A 14971-nucleotide genomic window follows, 5' to 3' on the forward strand; every position below is an offset into this window, starting at 1 on the left:
AGCCTGCTTCTACGGATGTCGACCGCGGGCCGGCAGCGTGGCGGAGCGAAGCGACGACACGCTCGGCCGATCAGGCTAGTGCTCGTCGTAGTGCGCGCCGTGGACGGCGTGGCGGTGCCCGTCGTGCACGTAGTCGACGTGGTCGTCGTGGGGTACGGCGAGGTGGCCGCAGCCGGGGCCGTGGGCGTGCGGGTGCTCGCCACAGGCGTCGTGGGACACGGCGGCCTCGCCGGGCGCGAACGGCTCGAGCAGCCGGGCGCGCCGGCGCTGCCAGATGCCGATCGGCCAGGCGACGGTGTAGCAGGCGAGGGCGAGCAGGACGATGGTCGGGCCGGGCGCGACGTTGACCTGGTACGACGCGAAGGTGGCCGTGACGAGACCGCCGACGGAGGCGAGGGTGCCGAGCACCATGGCGGCACCGATGGTGGTGCGGAACGACCGGGTCAACTGCTGGGCGGTGGCGACGGGGACGACCATGAGCGCGGAGACCAGGAGCAGACCGACGGTGCGCATCGCGACGGTGACCGACACGGCGGCGAGCACGGCGACGAGCACGTTGTAGGCGCGGACCCGCAGCCCGGCGACCCGGGCGAACTCCTGGTCCTGGGCGACCGCGAACAGCTGTGGGGCGAGCCCGACGCACAGCGTGACGACGGTGATCGCGAGCCCCATCGTGATCAGCACGTCCCCGGAGGAGATGGTGGTCAGCGAGCCGAACAGGAAGCGGTTGAGTGCCGCCGCGCTCTGTCCGGCCAGTCCGCTGACGAAGACACCGCCGGCGAGGCCGCCGTAGAACAGCAGCGCCAGCGCGACGTCGCCGTTGGTCTGGCCGCGCTCGCGGATCACCTCGATCAGCACCGCGCCGAGGACGGCGACCAGGACCGCGGTCCACAACGGGGAGGCGCCGGTGGCGAGGCCGAGCGCGACACCGGTCACGGCGACGTGGCCGATCCCGTCGCCCATCAGTGCGAGCCGGCGCTGGACGAGGAAGGTGCCGATCGCGGGGGCGGCGAGTCCGGTGAGCAGCGCGGCGATGAGCGCGCGCTGCATGAACGGTTCGCCGAACAGCTCGAGCGGGGTCACGAGAGGTCTCCCGGCAGGTGAGGGTCGGCGCCGAGCGGGGCCGACGGGTGGGGGACGTGGTCGTGATGGTGATGGTGCGTGTGCGGCTCGGCGAACCAGGGCTGGTGCACCTCGTGGTCGCGCAGGGCGGCGCCGTCGTAGGCCACCCGGCCGTCGCGGAGCACGACGGCCCGGTCGACGAGGGGCGCGAGCGGCCCCAGCTCGTGGGCGACGAGCACGATGGTCGCGCCGCGCTCCTTGAGCCGGCGCAGGGTGTCGGCGAGCACCTGCTGGTTGGGCAGGTCGACGCCGGCAGTGGGCTCGTCGAGGAAGAACAGCTCCGGCTCGCCGGCGAGCGCGCGGGCGATGAGGACGCGCTGCTGCTGGCCGCCGGACAGGTTGGTCACGGCCTCGCGGCGCCGGTCGGTCAGCCCGACCACCTCGAGCGCCTCGTCGATGGCCGCGCGGTCCGCGGTGGACAGCGGCCGCAGCAGCCGGCGCCGGGTGAGCCGCCCGGCCGCGACGACCTCCCAGACCGAGGCGGGGATGCCCGACCCGGCGGTGGCGCGCTGGGGGACGTAGCCGATCCGGCTCCACGCGTCGTACTCGTCGAGCGGGGTCCCGAACAGCCGCACCTCGCCGTCGACGAGCGGTCGGAGCCCGACCATCGCGCGCACCAGCGTGGACTTGCCGGATCCGTTGGCGCCCATCAGTGCCACGAAGTCACCGGGTACGACGGCCAGGTCGATGCCGCGCAGCACTGGCCGCCCGCCCAGGGCGACGCTCGCGTTGCGGACCTCGACGGCGGGGGTGGCGCTCATCGGCAGTCGTTCGCGGTGCGCAAGGTGGCGAGGTTGGTCTTCATCAGCGAGAGGTAGTCCTCCTCGGCGGTGGCGTCGGTGAGTCCCTCGACCGGGTCGAGCACCCCGTTGGTCAGGCCGAGGTCGTGGGCGAAGCTCTCGCCGAGCGCCGGCTTGAGCGGCTCGCTGAACACCGTGGTGATGCCTTCCGTCCGGATGAGCTCCTGCAGCTCCCCGAGGACCGCGCCGGTCGGCTCGGCGTCGGGGGAGAGGCCCACGATCGAGGCGACGTGCAGGCCGTACTTCTCCAGGTAGCCGAACGCGTCGTGGGACACCACGATGGTGTCACGCGCGCAGTCGGCGAGGCCAGCGGCGTAGTCCTCGTCGAGGGCGGTCAGCTCGGCCCGCAGCGCCTGCGCGTTGGTGCGGTAGCGCTCGGCGTGGGCGTCGTCGACGTCGGCGAGCCGGTCCGCGACGGCGTCGGCGAGGTCCGCCATCCGGAGCGGGTCCTGCCAGAAGTGCGGGTCGAGGTCGCCGTGGTCGTGGTGCTCGCCCTCCTCCGAGCCCTCGTCGGCGTGCTCCGCGTGGTCGTCGGCCCGCTCCTCCAGCGCGATGGGGTCGACGACCTTGGTGGCGTCGAGCGTCGCGCCGGACGCGTTCTGCTCGACCGCGTCGTCGACGGCGGGCTGGAACCCCGACTCGTAGACGACGAGGTCGGCGTCGGAGAGCTCGGCGGTCTCCTTGATCGTGAGCTCGAGGTCGTGCGGCTCGGTACCGGGCTGGGTGAGCAGGTCGACCTGGGTGCCGGTGCCGTCGACCACCTGCTCGGCGACGTAGGCCAGCGGGTAGAACGCCGCCGCGACACTCACCTGGCCGTCGCCGGTGTCGTCGCTGAATGCCGAGCAGCCCGCGAGGAACGGGGCGGTGAGGGCGAGGGCGGACAGCGTGACGAGACCGGAAGACAAGCGCATGAGAATCATTCTCAACAACGCGAGGCCTGCGGTCAAGTCGACGCGACCCCGCCCCGAGCGCACCGGTCCGGGGAGGGGGCGCCCGGACCTGCGTAGAGTGCCGCCGTGCTCGTCGTGAACCGCTTCCGCGCCGGGGGGGACCCGGCCGCGCTCCGGGCCGACCTCGAGCTCGTGCACGGGCTGCTCGCCGCCCAGGTCGGGTACGTCGAGGGCTGGGTCGGTCGCAACGTCGACGACCCGGACCTGTGGACGCTGACCACCCGCTGGGCCAACGTCGGCGCCTACCGGCGGGCCCTGTCGGCCTACGAGCTCAAGCTGCATGGCGTCCCGGTGCTCAGCCGTGCTCTCGACGAGCCCGGTGCCTACGAGGTCGTGGAGCCCGGCGGAGTGCTCAACGTCGCGGGGTCTCGCGTAACCTAGGGCCTTCGCCGACGGCTCGCTCCGCGAGCAGTTCACACACCCGCCCGACAGCCAGCCGGGCTCGTCCCACAAGGAATCCAACGTGGCCAAGCCGCCCCCGTCCACCGTCGACCAGGTCGTCTCCCTCGCGAAGCGCCGAGGCTTCGTCTACCCCTGTGGCGAGATCTACGGAGGCACCCGCTCGGCGTGGGACTACGGCCCGCTGGGCGTCGAGCTCAAGGAGAACATCAAGCGCCAGTGGTGGCGCTCGATGGTGCAGAGCCGCGACGACGTCGTCGGCCTCGACTCCAGCGTGATCCTCCCGCGCCAGACCTGGGAGGCCTCCGGCCACGTCGCGACGTTCACCGACCCGCTGACCGAGTGCCAGTCGTGCCACAAGCGGTTCCGCGCCGACCACCTGCAGGAGGCGTACGCCGAGAAGAAGGGCATCGATGACCCCGACACGGTCCCGATGTCCGACATCGCCTGCCCCAACTGCGGCAGCCGCGGCGCGTGGACCGAGCCGCGCCAGTTCTCCGGTCTGCTCAAGACCTACCTCGGTGTCATCGAGGACGAGTCGGGCCTGCACTACCTGCGCCCCGAGACCGCGCAGGGCATCTTCCTCAACTTCGCCAACGTGGTGACCTCGCAGCGGATGAAGCCCCCGTTCGGCATCGCGCAGATCGGCAAGAGCTTCCGCAACGAGATCACGCCGGGCAACTTCATCTTCCGCACCCGTGAGTTCGAGCAGATGGAGATGGAGTTCTTCGTCAAGCCGGGTGAGGACGAGGAGTGGCACCAGTACTGGATCGACACCCGCACGAAGTGGTACACCGACCTCGGCATCAACCCCGACAACCTGCGCCACTACGAGCACGCCAAGGAGAAGCTCTCCCACTACTCCAAGCGCACCGTCGACATCGAGTACCGCTTCAACTTCGCCGGCTCCGAGTGGGGTGAGCTCGAGGGCATCGCCAACCGCACCGACTTCGACCTGTCGACCCACGCCGAGGCCTCGGGCAAGGACCTGTCGTACTTCGACCAGGCCTCCAACACCCGCTACGTCCCCTACGTCATCGAGCCCGCAGCCGGTCTCTCGCGCAGCCTGATGACCTTCCTCGTCGACGCCTACGCCGAGGACGAGGCGCCCAACACCAAGGGCGGCGTCGACAAGCGGACCGTGCTGCGCCTCGACCCGCGCCTGGCCCCGACCAAGGTCGCGGTGCTGCCGCTGAGCCGCAACGAGGACCTCACGCCCAAGGCCAAGGCCGTCGCCACCGAGCTGCGCGCCCTGTGGAACGTCGACTTCGACGACGCCGGCGCGATCGGCAAGCGCTACCGCCGCCAGGACGAGATCGGTACGCCGTACTGCGTCACGGTCGACTTCGACACCCTCGAGGACCAGGCCGTGACCGTCCGCGATCGCGACACCATGTCCCAGGAGCGGGTCTCGCTGACCAAGCTGAGCGCGTACTTCGCCGAGCGGCTCGTCGGGTGCTGACGATCCGGTCCGTCGCCGTGCCGGTGGCCGCCCTCGTGGCGGCCGCCGGCCTCGCGGGCTGCGGATCGGACGACCCGAAGGGCGCCAAGTCGGCGAAGCCGAGCGCCACGGCGACCTCGACCGCGCCGGCCAGCTACCTGCCGGTGCCCGACGGCGTCACCCTCACCGCGCCGGGCACGCAGCTCGGGCTCGGCGAGGAGGGCGTCGTGGCGTTCGAGCGGCGCCAGGGCGAGGTCGGCGTGCTCGCGGTCGACGTCCAGCGGATCGAGCGCACGTCGTTCCAGAAGTCGTTCGCGGGCTGGAACGTCGACGCGGCGACGGCCGCGCGCACGCCGTACTTCGTCCGGGTCAAGGTCACCAACGTCGGCGACGTCGACCTCGGTGGGCTGCGGCTCGACAGCGTGCTGTGGGGCGACGACGGCACGACGCTCGAGGCGCCCAACTACTACAAGCCCCGCCAGCTCCCGGTCTGCAGCGGCGAGCCGCTGCCGACCCCGTTCGCCGCCGACGCGACCGCCGAGCTGTGCCAGGTCTACTTCATCGCCCCGAGCCGGAGCCTGGAGAACGTGTCCTTCCCGCCGTTCGGCGGACTCGACCCGGTCACCTGGAGCGGTGAGCTGAGCCCGGTCCTCAAGCCCGGCAAGAAGGACAAGTCGGCCAAGCCGGGCCAGCAGGCGTCGGAGTCGACGTCGTCGTCGGCCACCGCGTCGCCGTCCGGCACCGCCGACGGGTCGTCGTGACCGGCCTGCGCCTGGGCTCGCTCGAGGTGCCGACCCCGGTGGTGCTGGCGCCGATGGCGGGCATCACCAACGCCGCCTACCGCACGCTGTGCGCCGAGCACGGCGCCGGACTCTACGTCTGCGAGATGATCACCAGCCGCGGGCTGGTCGAGGGCGACGAGACCACCCGCCGGATGCTCGTCTTCGACGACTCCGAGGAGGTGCGCTCGGTCCAGCTCTACGGCACCGACCCGACCTACGTCGGCCAGGCGACCAAGATCCTGTGCGAGGAGTACGGCGTCGCCCACGTCGACCTCAACTTCGGCTGCCCCGTCCCCAAGGTGACCCGCAAGGGTGGCGGCGGGGCGCTGCCGTGGAAGCGCAACCTGCTGGGCCGGATCCTCGAGGAGGCGGTGGCGGCCGCGGCGCCGTACGACGTCCCGGTGACCATGAAGACCCGCAAGGGCCTCGACGACGACCACCTGACCTACCTCGACGCGGGCCGGATCGCCCAGGACGCCGGGTGCGCCGCGATCGCCCTGCACGGCCGGACCGTCGCGCAGGCCTACTCCGGCCAGGCCGACTGGGCCGCGATCGCCGAGCTGGTCGCGCACGTCGACATCCCGGTGCTCGGCAACGGTGACATCTGGGAGGCCGCCGACGCGCTGCGGATGGTCGAGGAGACCGGTGCCGCCGGCGTCGTCGTCGGCCGCGGCTGCCTCGGTCGGCCCTGGCTGTTCCGCGACCTGGCCGTGGCGTTCTCGGAGCAGACCCCCGGGGCGACGGTGCTGCCGAACCTCGGCGAGGTGGCCGCGATGATGCGCCGGCACGCCGAGCTGCTCAGCCAGCACATGGGGGAGGAGCGGGGCTGCAAGGAGTTCCGCAAGCACGTCACCTGGTACCTCAAGGGCTTCCGTGCCGGTGGCGAGCTGCGCCGCTCGCTCGGCCTCGTCGACTCGCTGGCCGCCCTGGACCGGCTGCTCGCCGAGCTCGACCCGGCCGAGCCGTTCCCGGCCTCCGAGCTGGGCGCGCCGCGCGGCCGGCAGGGTGCTCCGCGCCACAAGGTGGTCCTCCCGGAGGGCTGGTTGGACGACACCGACGGGCTCGGCGAGGGCGGTTGCGGGGTGCTCGAGGACGTCAACGAGACGACCGGCGGCTGAGCCGCGGGTGAGGGGACTCACCTCTGGAGCGGTCTCACCAATTGGTTGACGTCTTGATCACTGTGCTCTACTCGCACGATGCTCTGGCGAAGGTCAGGGTTCTCGGGATGCCTCTGTAAGCGACAGCAAAGGATCAGCGCGTGGCCACCAGCCACAAGCGGGAAACCGCGCGACGTACGCCCCGAGCCGCCGTCCTGGCCGGCTCCCTCGCCGCCCTCGCGACCACCGCGGTCGTCACGGGAGGCGTCCTCAACTCCTCGGCCCCCGAGGCCGACCTCGTGGCGGTCGACCGCTCGAAGGCCGCCGCCGGCTCGATCGGCGACACCGGGACCCGGCTCCCGCTGCTGTCGCGCAGCACGGACCGCTCCGCCGACGCGATCGGCACCGAGCTCGACGCCCTGCTCGCCGACGACGCGACCGCCCAGGCGCTCGCCGGGGCGACGAAGCGCCGCTGGACCGATGCCGTCCTCAACTTGTGGAACCGCCCCGACCAGCGGGCCAAGCAGCTCGGCGAGGTCGAGGAGGGCGAGAAGGTCCTCCTCACCGGCCGCACGTACGGCGACCGCGCCGAGATCGTCCTCGACGGCAAGGCGCGCTGGGTCACCGCGGGCCACTTCACCGACGAGAAGCCCCCCACGCTCGGCGGCGCCTGCACCAACGGCACCACCGTCCCGGGTGGCGTCAGCGCGAGCATCAAGAAGGTCCACGAGGCCGTCTGCGCCAACTTCCCCGACGTCAGCGTCTACGGCACGCTGCGCGGCGGCGGCGGTGACCACCCGCGCGGCAAGGCCGTCGACATCATGATCTCGGGCCCCGAGGGCTGGCGGATCGCCGAGTTCGTGCGCGCCAACTACTCGGCCCTCGGCGTCGCCTACGTTATCTACGCGCAGAAGATCTGGTCGGTGGAGCGCTCCGGCGAGGGCTGGCGGGGCATGCCGAACCGCGGCTCGGCCACCGCCAACCACTTCGACCACGTGCACGTGTCGGTCTACTGATCCCTCGCGGTGCCGGCGGCGCCGCTAGGGTCGCAGCGTGGACCCCGTCGAGCAGCGGTACGACGCGCACGCCCGCGAGCGGATCGTGCCCGAGCCGCCCAAGCGGGTCGAGGCGCCGGAGCGGTTGCCGTTCGAGCGCGACCGGGCGCGGGTGGTGCACGCGGCGTCCTTCCGGCGGCTGGCGGCCAAGACCCAGGTGGTCGGGCCGCAGAGCGACGACTTCGTCCGCAACCGGCTGACCCACAGCCTGGAGGTCGCCCAGATCGCGCGGGACCTGTCGCGCGCGTTGGGCACCCATCCCGACATCACCGAGACGGCGGCGCTGGCGCATGACCTCGGCCACCCGCCGTTCGGTCACAACGGCGAGCGGGCGCTGGCCGAGCTCGCCGCCGGCTGCGGCGGGTTCGAGGGCAACGCCCAGACGCTGCGGCTGCTGACCCGGCTCGAGGCCAAGACGCCCGGCGCCGGGCTCAACCTGACCCGGGCGACGCTCGACGCCTGCACGAAGTACCCCTGGGGCCGCTCGGCGGCCGCGGACCACGCCGGCAAGTTCGGGGTGTACGACGACGACCTGCCCGCGTTCGCGTGGCTGCGGGCCGGGGCGCCGGCGGGCGCGCGCTGCCTCGAGGCGCAGGTGATGGATCTCGCCGACGACGTCGCCTACTCGGTCCACGACGTCGAGGACGGCACCGTCGCCGGCAAGGTCGACCTCGCCCGCCTCGACACCGCCGCCCTGTGGGACACGGTCCGGGTCTGGTACCGCCCCGACGCGACCGACGCCGAGCTCGACGCCGTCCTCGACCGGCTGCGTGCGGTCGGCAGCTGGCCCCGGGCGCCGTACGACGGCGGGCGGGCCGGTCTCGCCGCGCTGAAGAACCTGACCAGCGACCTGATCGGCCGGTTCTGCGGCGCGGTCCAGCAGGCCACCTTCGCCGCGGCCGAGGGACCGTTCGTGCGTTACGCCGGCGACCTCGTGATCCCGGCCGACACGTGGGCCGAGATCACCGTGCTCAAGGGGATCGCGGCGTACTACGTCATGGAGGCCGCGGACCGGGTGGCCCTGCAGGTCCGGCAGCGCGAGCTGCTGGCGGCCCTGGTCGAGGTGCTGGTCGACCGTGCCCCGGACGCCCTCGACGACACCTACGCCGCCGACTGGAAGGCGGCCGGCGACGACGCGGCCCGCACCCGGGTCGTCATCGACCAGGTCGCGTCGCTCACCGACGCCAGCGCCGTCGCCTGGCACCAGCGGCTGCTGGGCTGACGCCTGCCTGCCGGAGGGAGCCTAGGAGCCTGCTGACTGCCGCCCCAGCACCAGCGCGAGCTGCAGGGTCAGGGCGTCGCGGGGGACCGACGGCGTGAGGCCGGTCAGGTCGGCGATCTGGCCGAGGCGGTAGCGCACGGTGTTGGCGTGGACGAAGAGTGCCCGGGCGGTGGCCTCGATGCCGGCGCCGTTGGCGAAGTACGCCACCAGCGTCTCGACCAGCTCGCCCCGCGACTCGGCCAGGGGGCGGTAGAGGTCGTCGATCGCCTCCCGGCGGGCGAGGTCGTCGCCGGCGAGGATCCGCTCCGGGAGCAGGTCGTGGGCCGAGACCGGACGGGGGGCGTCGGGCCAGCCGACGGCCGCGCGCAGGGCGTCGAGGGCGACCTGCGCCGAGACGTGGGCGTGGGCGAGGTCGGTGGCGGACGGCCCGACGACGACGGCGCCCTCGCCGAAGAGGTGGACGACGGTGCTCGCGTCCTTCTCGAGCTCCTTGACGCCGCCGAGGATCACCACGAGCAGGTGACCCTGGACGGCACTGAGCGCGTCGAGCCCGCCCACGCGCGCCGCCCGGCGGACCTCCTCGAACACGCCCGTCTGGGGGCCGGAGGCCTCCGGCGGGGCGGTGCCGACGACGACGGCGACCTCACCGCGCGAGGACCAGCCGACCGCGCTGGCGCGGGAGAGCACGGCCTCGTCGGTCTCGGCGCGCAGCACCGCGTCGACCGCGAGCGCCTCGAGCCGGGCGTCCCAGCGGCCCCGGACCTCGGCCGCGCGCGCGTAGACCTCGGCGGTCGCGAAGGCGACCTCGCGGCCGTAGCGCAGGACGGCCCCGTGCACGTCCGGCAGCACCTCGGGGTCGAGCAGTCGCTCGATGTTGGCCTCGACCTCGTCGATGGTGAGCTTGATCAGGTCCACGGTCTGGTGGAGGTCGACCGTGCCGGCCATCGCCCGCGGCGCCGCGCCGAAGACCTGGCCGACCAGTGCGTGGTCCTGCAGGTCGGAGCCGCCGCCGTCGGCGAACCAGTCGACGAAGCCCTTCACGCCGGCCTGGACGATCATCGCGACGTACGAGCGCTCCTCGGCGCTCAGGTCGCGGAACCACGGCAGGTCGCTGTCCATCCGCGACGTCGCGGCGGTGCTCAGCGAGCCGGTCGCGGCGCGCAGCTGCCGGGTGGCCTCGGCTCGCTGTGCCGAACCGGTGGGGGACATGACGCCAGCCTAGGGGGCGAGCCCCTGCCCGGGATGCGGAGGTGGGGTGTCCGCCGACCGGCTCCCCGTGGTTGAATCGTGCACCATTGCTAGCAGAAGTAAGCGTTTGCTAGCCCAGCGCGGAGGGAGCGCAGCGATGTCGGTGGGGGTCGACGTGCAGCACGAGGTCCAGCAGGGCGTCCAGCCGGGCCAGCCGGGCCAGCAGGACGTCGAGTACGTCACGCTGCACGGCAAGCGCCGCGCGTACGTCAAGAAGGGCGCCGGTCCGGCACTGCTGCTGCTCCACGGCCTGGCCTGCGACCACACCACGTGGTCGCACGTCGTCGACGACCTGGCCGAGCGCTACACCGTGATCGCCCCCGACCTGCTCGGGCATGGGCTGTCCGACAAGCCGCGGGCCGACTACACGCTCGGCGGCTACGCCAACGGCATGCGCGACCTGCTCACCGTGCTCGGCATCGACAAGGTGACCGTCGTCGGCCACAGCTTCGGCGGCGGCGTCGCGATGCAGTTCGCCTACCAGTTCCCCGAGCGCACCCAGCGGGTGATGCTCGTCTCGACCGGCGGTCTCGGACCCGAGGTGTCGCCGATGATCCGCCTGATCCAGGCGCCCGGCTGGTTCCGCACCATCGGGCTGCTCACCCTGCCGGGCATCCGGCACGTGGAGACCGCCGCGTTGCGGGCCGCGTCCGGACACCTCACCTTCGGGCCGCTGCGCAAGTACACCCGCGACCTCGACGAGGTCGCCGACATCGTCGAGTCCTGGAAGGACCGTCGCACCCGGTTCGCCATCCGCCACCTGGTCCGCGCGGTGATCGACTGGCGCGGCCAGATCGTCACCATGGCGGACCGCGCCTACCTCAGCGAGGCCATGCCGATGGCCGTGCTGTGGGGCGCGGAGGACCAGGTGATCCCGGTCGCGCACGCGGAGAACGCGCGGGCGCTGGCTCCCGACGTCCGGGTCGACGTGCTGGCCGACGCCGGGCACTTCCCGCACAAGGACCACCCCGAGGAGTTCGTCCGCCTGCTCGACGACTTCATCTCCACCACCGAGCCGGCGGCCTACAACCGCGCCCGGTTCCGGCGGATGCTCAAGGCCGGTGCCTCCGCTCCGCTCGGCCCGCTCGCGGCGGCTGCCGCCGCCGAGGCGCGCGACGAGACGGTCACCTCCGCCTGAGCCGGGCCTGCCCGTCCCCGCCGCCTTCGGCCGGCCCGACGTCTCGCCAGCTCGACGTCGGGGCCCTCGGGTTTCGATACGCCAGTCGTTGCCGCTCGCAGGCTCGCGCCAACGTGGCTACTCAACCTTCGGGCCCGATCCGACGTCTCGCCAGCTCGACGTCGGGGCCCTCGGGTTTCGATACGCCAGTCGTTGCCGCTCGCAGGCTCGCGCCAACGTGGCTACTCAACCTTCGGGCCCGATCCGACGTCTCGCAAGCTCGACGTCGGGGCCCTCACGCGTCGCCGCCCTCCTGGAGGACGCCGGCGACCGCGGTCGGGTCGTCGATCCGGTAGCGCTCGACGGCCTCCTTGACCCGGGCCGGGTCGATCTCGCCGGCGTCGGCCAGCGCGGCGAGCGCCTGCACCACGACGGACTGGGCGTCGACCTGGAAGAACCGGCGGGCAGCAGGACGGGTGTCGGCGAAGCCGAAGCCGTCGGCGCCGAGCACGTGGTAGTCGGCGGGCACCCACTGCGCGATCTGCAGCGGCACGGCGGTCATGTAGTCGGAGACCGCGACGACCGGCGCGGCCGCGGCCGGGCCCTCGCCCAGCGCCCGGGTGACGTACGGCGTCCGGTGCGCCTCGTCGGGGTGCAGGAGGTTCCACTTGCCGGTCTCGATGCCGTCGCGGGCCAGCTCGTTCCAGGAGGTGACCGACCAGGTCTCGGCCCGGACGCCCCACTCCTCGGCGAGGATCCGCTTGGCCTCCTCGATCCAGGGGAAGCCGACGCCGGAGGCGAGCAGCCGGACCGTCGGGCCCTCCGCGGCGCCGTCGAGCCCGGAGACCCGGTAGATGCCCTTGAGCAGGCCGGCCACGTCGAGGTCCGCGGGCTCCGCGGGCTGGGCGACCGGCTCGTTGTAGACGGTGAGGTAGTAGATGACGTTCTCGCCGCGCGGGTGGTCCGCGCTGGCGCCGTACATCCGCTCCAGACCGGCGCGCATGATGTGCCCGACCTCGTAGCCGAAAGCGGGGTCGTAGTGGACCACCGCGGGGTTGGTGGCGGCGAGCAGCGGCGAGTGGCCGTCGGCGTGCTGCAGGCCCTCGCCGGTGAGCGTCGTACGCCCGGCGGTGGCGCCGATGAGGAAGCCGCGGGCGAGCTGGTCGGCCATCGCCCAGATCGAGTCGCCGGTGCGCTGGAAGCCGAACATCGAGTAGAAGATGTAGAACGGGATCATCGGCTCGCCGTGGGTGGCGTAGGACGAGCCCGCGGCGATCGCCGACGCCATCGCGCCGGCCTCGGAGATGCCCTCGTGGAGCATCTGGCCGCTCGTCGACATCTTGTACTGCAGCAGCATGTTGCGGTCGACGGACTCGAACTGCTGGCCGTGCGGGTCGTAGACCTTGGCCGAGGGGAACATCGCGTCCATGCCGAAGGTGCGGTACTCGTCGGGTGCGATCGGGACGATCCGCTGCCCGATGCCCGGGTCCTTCATCCAGTCCTTGAGCAGCCGGACCGCGGCCATCGTGGTGGCCACCTTGTGGGCGCCGGCACCCTTCTTCAGCTCGGCGTAGACGCTGTCGCCGGGCAGGGTGAGCATGGCCGAGCGGTCGACGCGCTGGGGGAGCGAGCCGCCGAGCTGGCGGCGCCGCTCGAGCATGTACTCGATCTCGGGGGAGTCCGCGCCCGGGTGGAAGAAGGGAGCGGCGCCGGTGGCCTCGTAGGCCGTCTCGAGGTCCCGGTCGCTGATCGGCAGGTAGAGCCGGTCGCGGAACTTCTTGAGGTCGTCCTGGGTCAGCTTCTTCATCTGGTGGGTGGCGTTGCGGCCCTCCAGGGCGTCGATCGTCCAGCCCTTGACCGTGTGGGCCAGGATCACCGTCGGCTGGCCGACGTGCTTGGTGGCGGCGTCGAAGGCGGCGTACACCTTCCGGTAGTCGTGGCCGCCGCGCGGCAGCTTCTCGATCTGCCGGTCGGTCATGTGCTCGACCATCGCGCGCAGCCGCGGGTCGGGGCCGAAGAAGTACTCACGGTTGTAGGCGCCGGACTCGACCGAGAACGTCTGGAAGGCGCCGTCGGGCGTGGAGTTCATCTTGTTGACCAGCACGCCGTCGACGTCACGCGCGAGCATGGCGTCCCACTCGCGTCCCCACACGACCTTGATCACGTTCCAGCCGGCGCCACGGAAGTTGGCCTCGAGCTCCTGGATGATCTTGCCGTTGCCCGTCACCGGGCCGTCGAGCTGCTGCAGGTTGCAGTTGACGACCCAGGTGAGGTTGTCGAGCTCCTCGCGGGCAGCGGTCCGGATCGCGCCCAGCGACTCGGGCTCGGCCATCTCGCCGTCGCCGAGGAAGGCCCAGACGTGCTGCTGGCTGGTGTCCTTGATGCCGCGGTTGTGCAGGTAGCGGTTGAACCGCGCCTGGTAGATCGAGTTGATGCCGGTCAGGCCCATGGAGACCGTCGGGAACTCCCAGAACTCCGGCATCAGCCGCGGGTGCGGGTACGACGACAGGCCGGCGCCCTTGCCGTGCTGGACCTCCTGGCGGAACCGGAACAGCTGCTCCTCCGACAACCGGCCCTCGAGGAACGCGCGGGCGTAGATGCCGGGGGAGGCGTGGCCCTGGATGAAGACCTGGTCACCGCCGCCCGGGTGGTCCTTGCCGCGGAAGAAGTGGTTGAAGCCGACCTCGTAGAGGCTGGCGCTCGACTGGTAGGTCGCGATGTGGCCGCCGACCTCGAGGCCCTTGCGGTTGGCGCTGGACACCATGACCGCGGCGTTCCACCGGATGAACGCCCGGATCCGGCGCTCCACGTCCTCGTCGCCGGGGAACCAGGGCTCCCGCTCCGGGGGGATGGTGTTGATGTAGTCGGTGCTGCGCAGCGCGGGCACGCCGACCTGGGCCTCGCGGGCGCGTTCGAGCAGGCGCAGCATGACGTACCGGGCCCGCTCACGCCCGCGCTCGTCGACGAGCGCGTTGAACGAGTCGATCCAGTCCTGGGTCTCGTCGGGGTCGATGTCGGGCAGCTGGGTCGGCAGGCCCTCGTGGATGACCGAGGGGGTCGACGCCGCGCGCACGGCCGGGGTGGTGCCGTCGGGGTTCGTGTCGGAGGTCACGTCGCCCATCGTTGCACCTCTCCCGAAGGCAGAAAATCTACCCATGAGTATCGACTTCGGGACCGTTGTGCAGGCGTGAGGGTTGCGCCGCGGGCCCTGACTCCGCTGGACTACTCCTCGACCCGCACCCCGCGGGACGTTCGTCGTACCCGAACCACTGGAGGACTCACCGTGACTTCGACCGCCACTGGCGGCACCAGCGCATCCGGCCCGACCGGACCCGCCGAGAGGATGGGACTCAAGCAGGGGCAGGTGGTCCAGGAGCTCGGCTGGGACAACGACACCGACGACCAGCTGAGGGTCGCGATCGAGGACGCCATCGACGGCGACATGGTCGACGGCGACTACGGCAACGTGGTCGACGCCGTCCTGCTGTGGTGGCGCAACGACGACGGCGACCTCGTCGACGGCCTCGTCGACGCCCTCACCGACCTCGTCGGCGGCGGCGTGATCTGGCTGCTGACGCCCAAGATCGGGCGTCCGGGAGCGGTCGACGCCGCAGACATCGCGGAGGCGGCCCCCATCGCCGGCCTGTCGCAGACGAGCGCCGCCGCGGTCAGCAAGGACTGGGCCGCGACCCGGCTGGTGGCACCCAAGTCCGTCGCCTGACGGCGTGGGCTTGAATA

At 72.1% G+C, this 14971-nt stretch carries 13 protein-coding genes; 8 read left to right on the plus strand and 5 right to left on the minus strand.

The genetic code is table 11. The features are described 5' to 3' along the window. Nucleotides 1-75 precede the first annotated feature (75 nt). From KU893_RS10225 to KU893_RS10235, 3 genes are read right to left on the minus strand one after another with little or no spacing between them, the layout of a single operon-like run. A complete protein-coding gene (locus tag KU893_RS10225) occupies nucleotides 76-1083 on the minus strand; it encodes a metal ABC transporter permease (protein ID WP_257441333.1) in 1008 nt (335 codons plus the stop codon). Further along, nucleotides 1080-1883 (minus strand): metal ABC transporter ATP-binding protein, encoded by an 804-nt coding sequence (locus KU893_RS10230; protein WP_218234241.1) that lies wholly within the window; start codon nucleotides 1881-1883, stop codon nucleotides 1080-1082. The genes KU893_RS10225 and KU893_RS10230 overlap by 4 nt, the downstream gene beginning before the upstream one ends. Then, nucleotides 1880-2833, minus strand: a complete 954-nt coding sequence (locus tag KU893_RS10235) for a metal ABC transporter substrate-binding protein (RefSeq protein ID WP_218234242.1) — start codon at nucleotides 2831-2833, stop codon at nucleotides 1880-1882. The genes KU893_RS10230 and KU893_RS10235 overlap by 4 nt, the downstream gene beginning before the upstream one ends. A 105-nt stretch (nucleotides 2834-2938) precedes the next feature. On the opposite strand from KU893_RS10235, the gene KU893_RS10240 reads away from it, so the two are divergent. From KU893_RS10240 to KU893_RS10265, 6 genes are all read left to right on the plus strand, one after another. Next, complete coding sequence (locus tag KU893_RS10240) at nucleotides 2939-3253, plus strand: antibiotic biosynthesis monooxygenase family protein (protein ID WP_218234243.1); 315 nt, start codon at nucleotides 2939-2941, stop codon at nucleotides 3251-3253. Between the two features lie 82 nt (nucleotides 3254-3335). After that, nucleotides 3336-4733 (plus strand): glycine--tRNA ligase, encoded by a 1398-nt coding sequence (locus KU893_RS10245; protein ID WP_218234244.1) that lies wholly within the window; start codon nucleotides 3336-3338, stop codon nucleotides 4731-4733. Beyond that, nucleotides 4727-5473: a hypothetical protein gene (locus KU893_RS10250; protein WP_218234245.1), complete on the plus strand. Its 747-nt coding sequence runs from the start codon at nucleotides 4727-4729 to the stop codon at nucleotides 5471-5473. The genes KU893_RS10245 and KU893_RS10250 overlap by 7 nt, the downstream gene beginning before the upstream one ends. 53 nt (nucleotides 5474-5526) lie before the next feature. Beyond that, nucleotides 5527-6612, plus strand: a complete 1086-nt coding sequence (gene dusB / locus KU893_RS10255) for a tRNA dihydrouridine synthase DusB (protein WP_246592450.1) — start codon at nucleotides 5527-5529, stop codon at nucleotides 6610-6612. A 140-nt stretch (nucleotides 6613-6752) separates the two neighbouring features. Next, the gene (locus KU893_RS10260; RefSeq protein ID WP_218234247.1) at nucleotides 6753-7607 is read left to right on the plus strand and encodes a VldE C-terminal domain-containing protein; all 855 of its coding nucleotides are present in this window, start codon (nucleotides 6753-6755) and stop codon (nucleotides 7605-7607) included. A gap of 37 nt (nucleotides 7608-7644) precedes the next feature. After that, a complete protein-coding gene (locus tag KU893_RS10265; protein ID WP_218234248.1) occupies nucleotides 7645-8868 on the plus strand; it encodes a deoxyguanosinetriphosphate triphosphohydrolase in 1224 nt (407 codons plus the stop codon). 21 nt (nucleotides 8869-8889) lie between these two features. Here the strand turns inward: KU893_RS10265 and KU893_RS10270 are convergent, their stop codons facing one another. Further along, entirely contained in the window at nucleotides 8890-10077 is a 1188-nt protein-coding gene (locus KU893_RS10270) for a PucR family transcriptional regulator (protein ID WP_218234249.1), read from the minus strand. A gap of 136 nt (nucleotides 10078-10213) precedes the next feature. Between KU893_RS10270 and KU893_RS10275 the strand changes: the two genes are divergently transcribed. After that, the gene (locus tag KU893_RS10275; RefSeq protein ID WP_218234250.1) at nucleotides 10214-11254 is read left to right on the plus strand and encodes an alpha/beta fold hydrolase; all 1041 of its coding nucleotides are present in this window, start codon (nucleotides 10214-10216) and stop codon (nucleotides 11252-11254) included. Between the two features lie 274 nt (nucleotides 11255-11528). Here KU893_RS10275 and aceE read toward each other — a convergent pair whose 3' ends face one another. Further along, nucleotides 11529-14345, minus strand: a complete 2817-nt coding sequence (gene aceE / locus KU893_RS10280; RefSeq protein WP_372449680.1) for a pyruvate dehydrogenase (acetyl-transferring), homodimeric type — start codon at nucleotides 14343-14345, stop codon at nucleotides 11529-11531. Between the two features lie 171 nt (nucleotides 14346-14516). On the opposite strand from aceE, the gene KU893_RS10285 reads away from it, so the two are divergent. Further along, nucleotides 14517-14954 carry a DUF3052 domain-containing protein gene (locus tag KU893_RS10285; protein WP_425575338.1) on the plus strand — a complete coding sequence of 146 codons (438 nt, stop codon included), beginning with the start codon at nucleotides 14517-14519 and terminating at the stop codon, nucleotides 14952-14954. The last annotated feature ends 17 nt before the right edge of the window (nucleotides 14955-14971 follow it).

The organism is Nocardioides daeguensis (genome assembly GCF_019192965.1).
In the GTDB taxonomy this organism is placed as follows: domain Bacteria; phylum Actinomycetota; class Actinomycetes; order Propionibacteriales; family Nocardioidaceae; genus Nocardioides; species Nocardioides daeguensis.

What these genes read in the sequence shown, in the direction of transcription:
- KU893_RS10230 (WP_218234241.1), bottom strand. Translation starts at nt 1,883, where the DNA reads ATGAGCGCCACCCCCGCCGTCGAGGTCCGCAACGCGAGCGTCGCCCTG.
- KU893_RS10235 (WP_218234242.1), bottom strand. Translation starts at nt 2,833, where the DNA reads ATGCGCTTGTCTTCCGGTCTCGTCACGCTGTCCGCCCTCGCCCTCACC.
- dusB (WP_246592450.1), top strand. Translation starts at nt 5,527, where the DNA reads ATGGCGGGCATCACCAACGCCGCCTACCGCACGCTGTGCGCCGAGCAC.
- KU893_RS10270 (WP_218234249.1), bottom strand. Translation starts at nt 10,077, where the DNA reads ATGTCCCCCACCGGTTCGGCACAGCGAGCCGAGGCCACCCGGCAGCTG.
- KU893_RS10275 (WP_218234250.1), top strand. Translation starts at nt 10,214, where the DNA reads ATGTCGGTGGGGGTCGACGTGCAGCACGAGGTCCAGCAGGGCGTCCAG.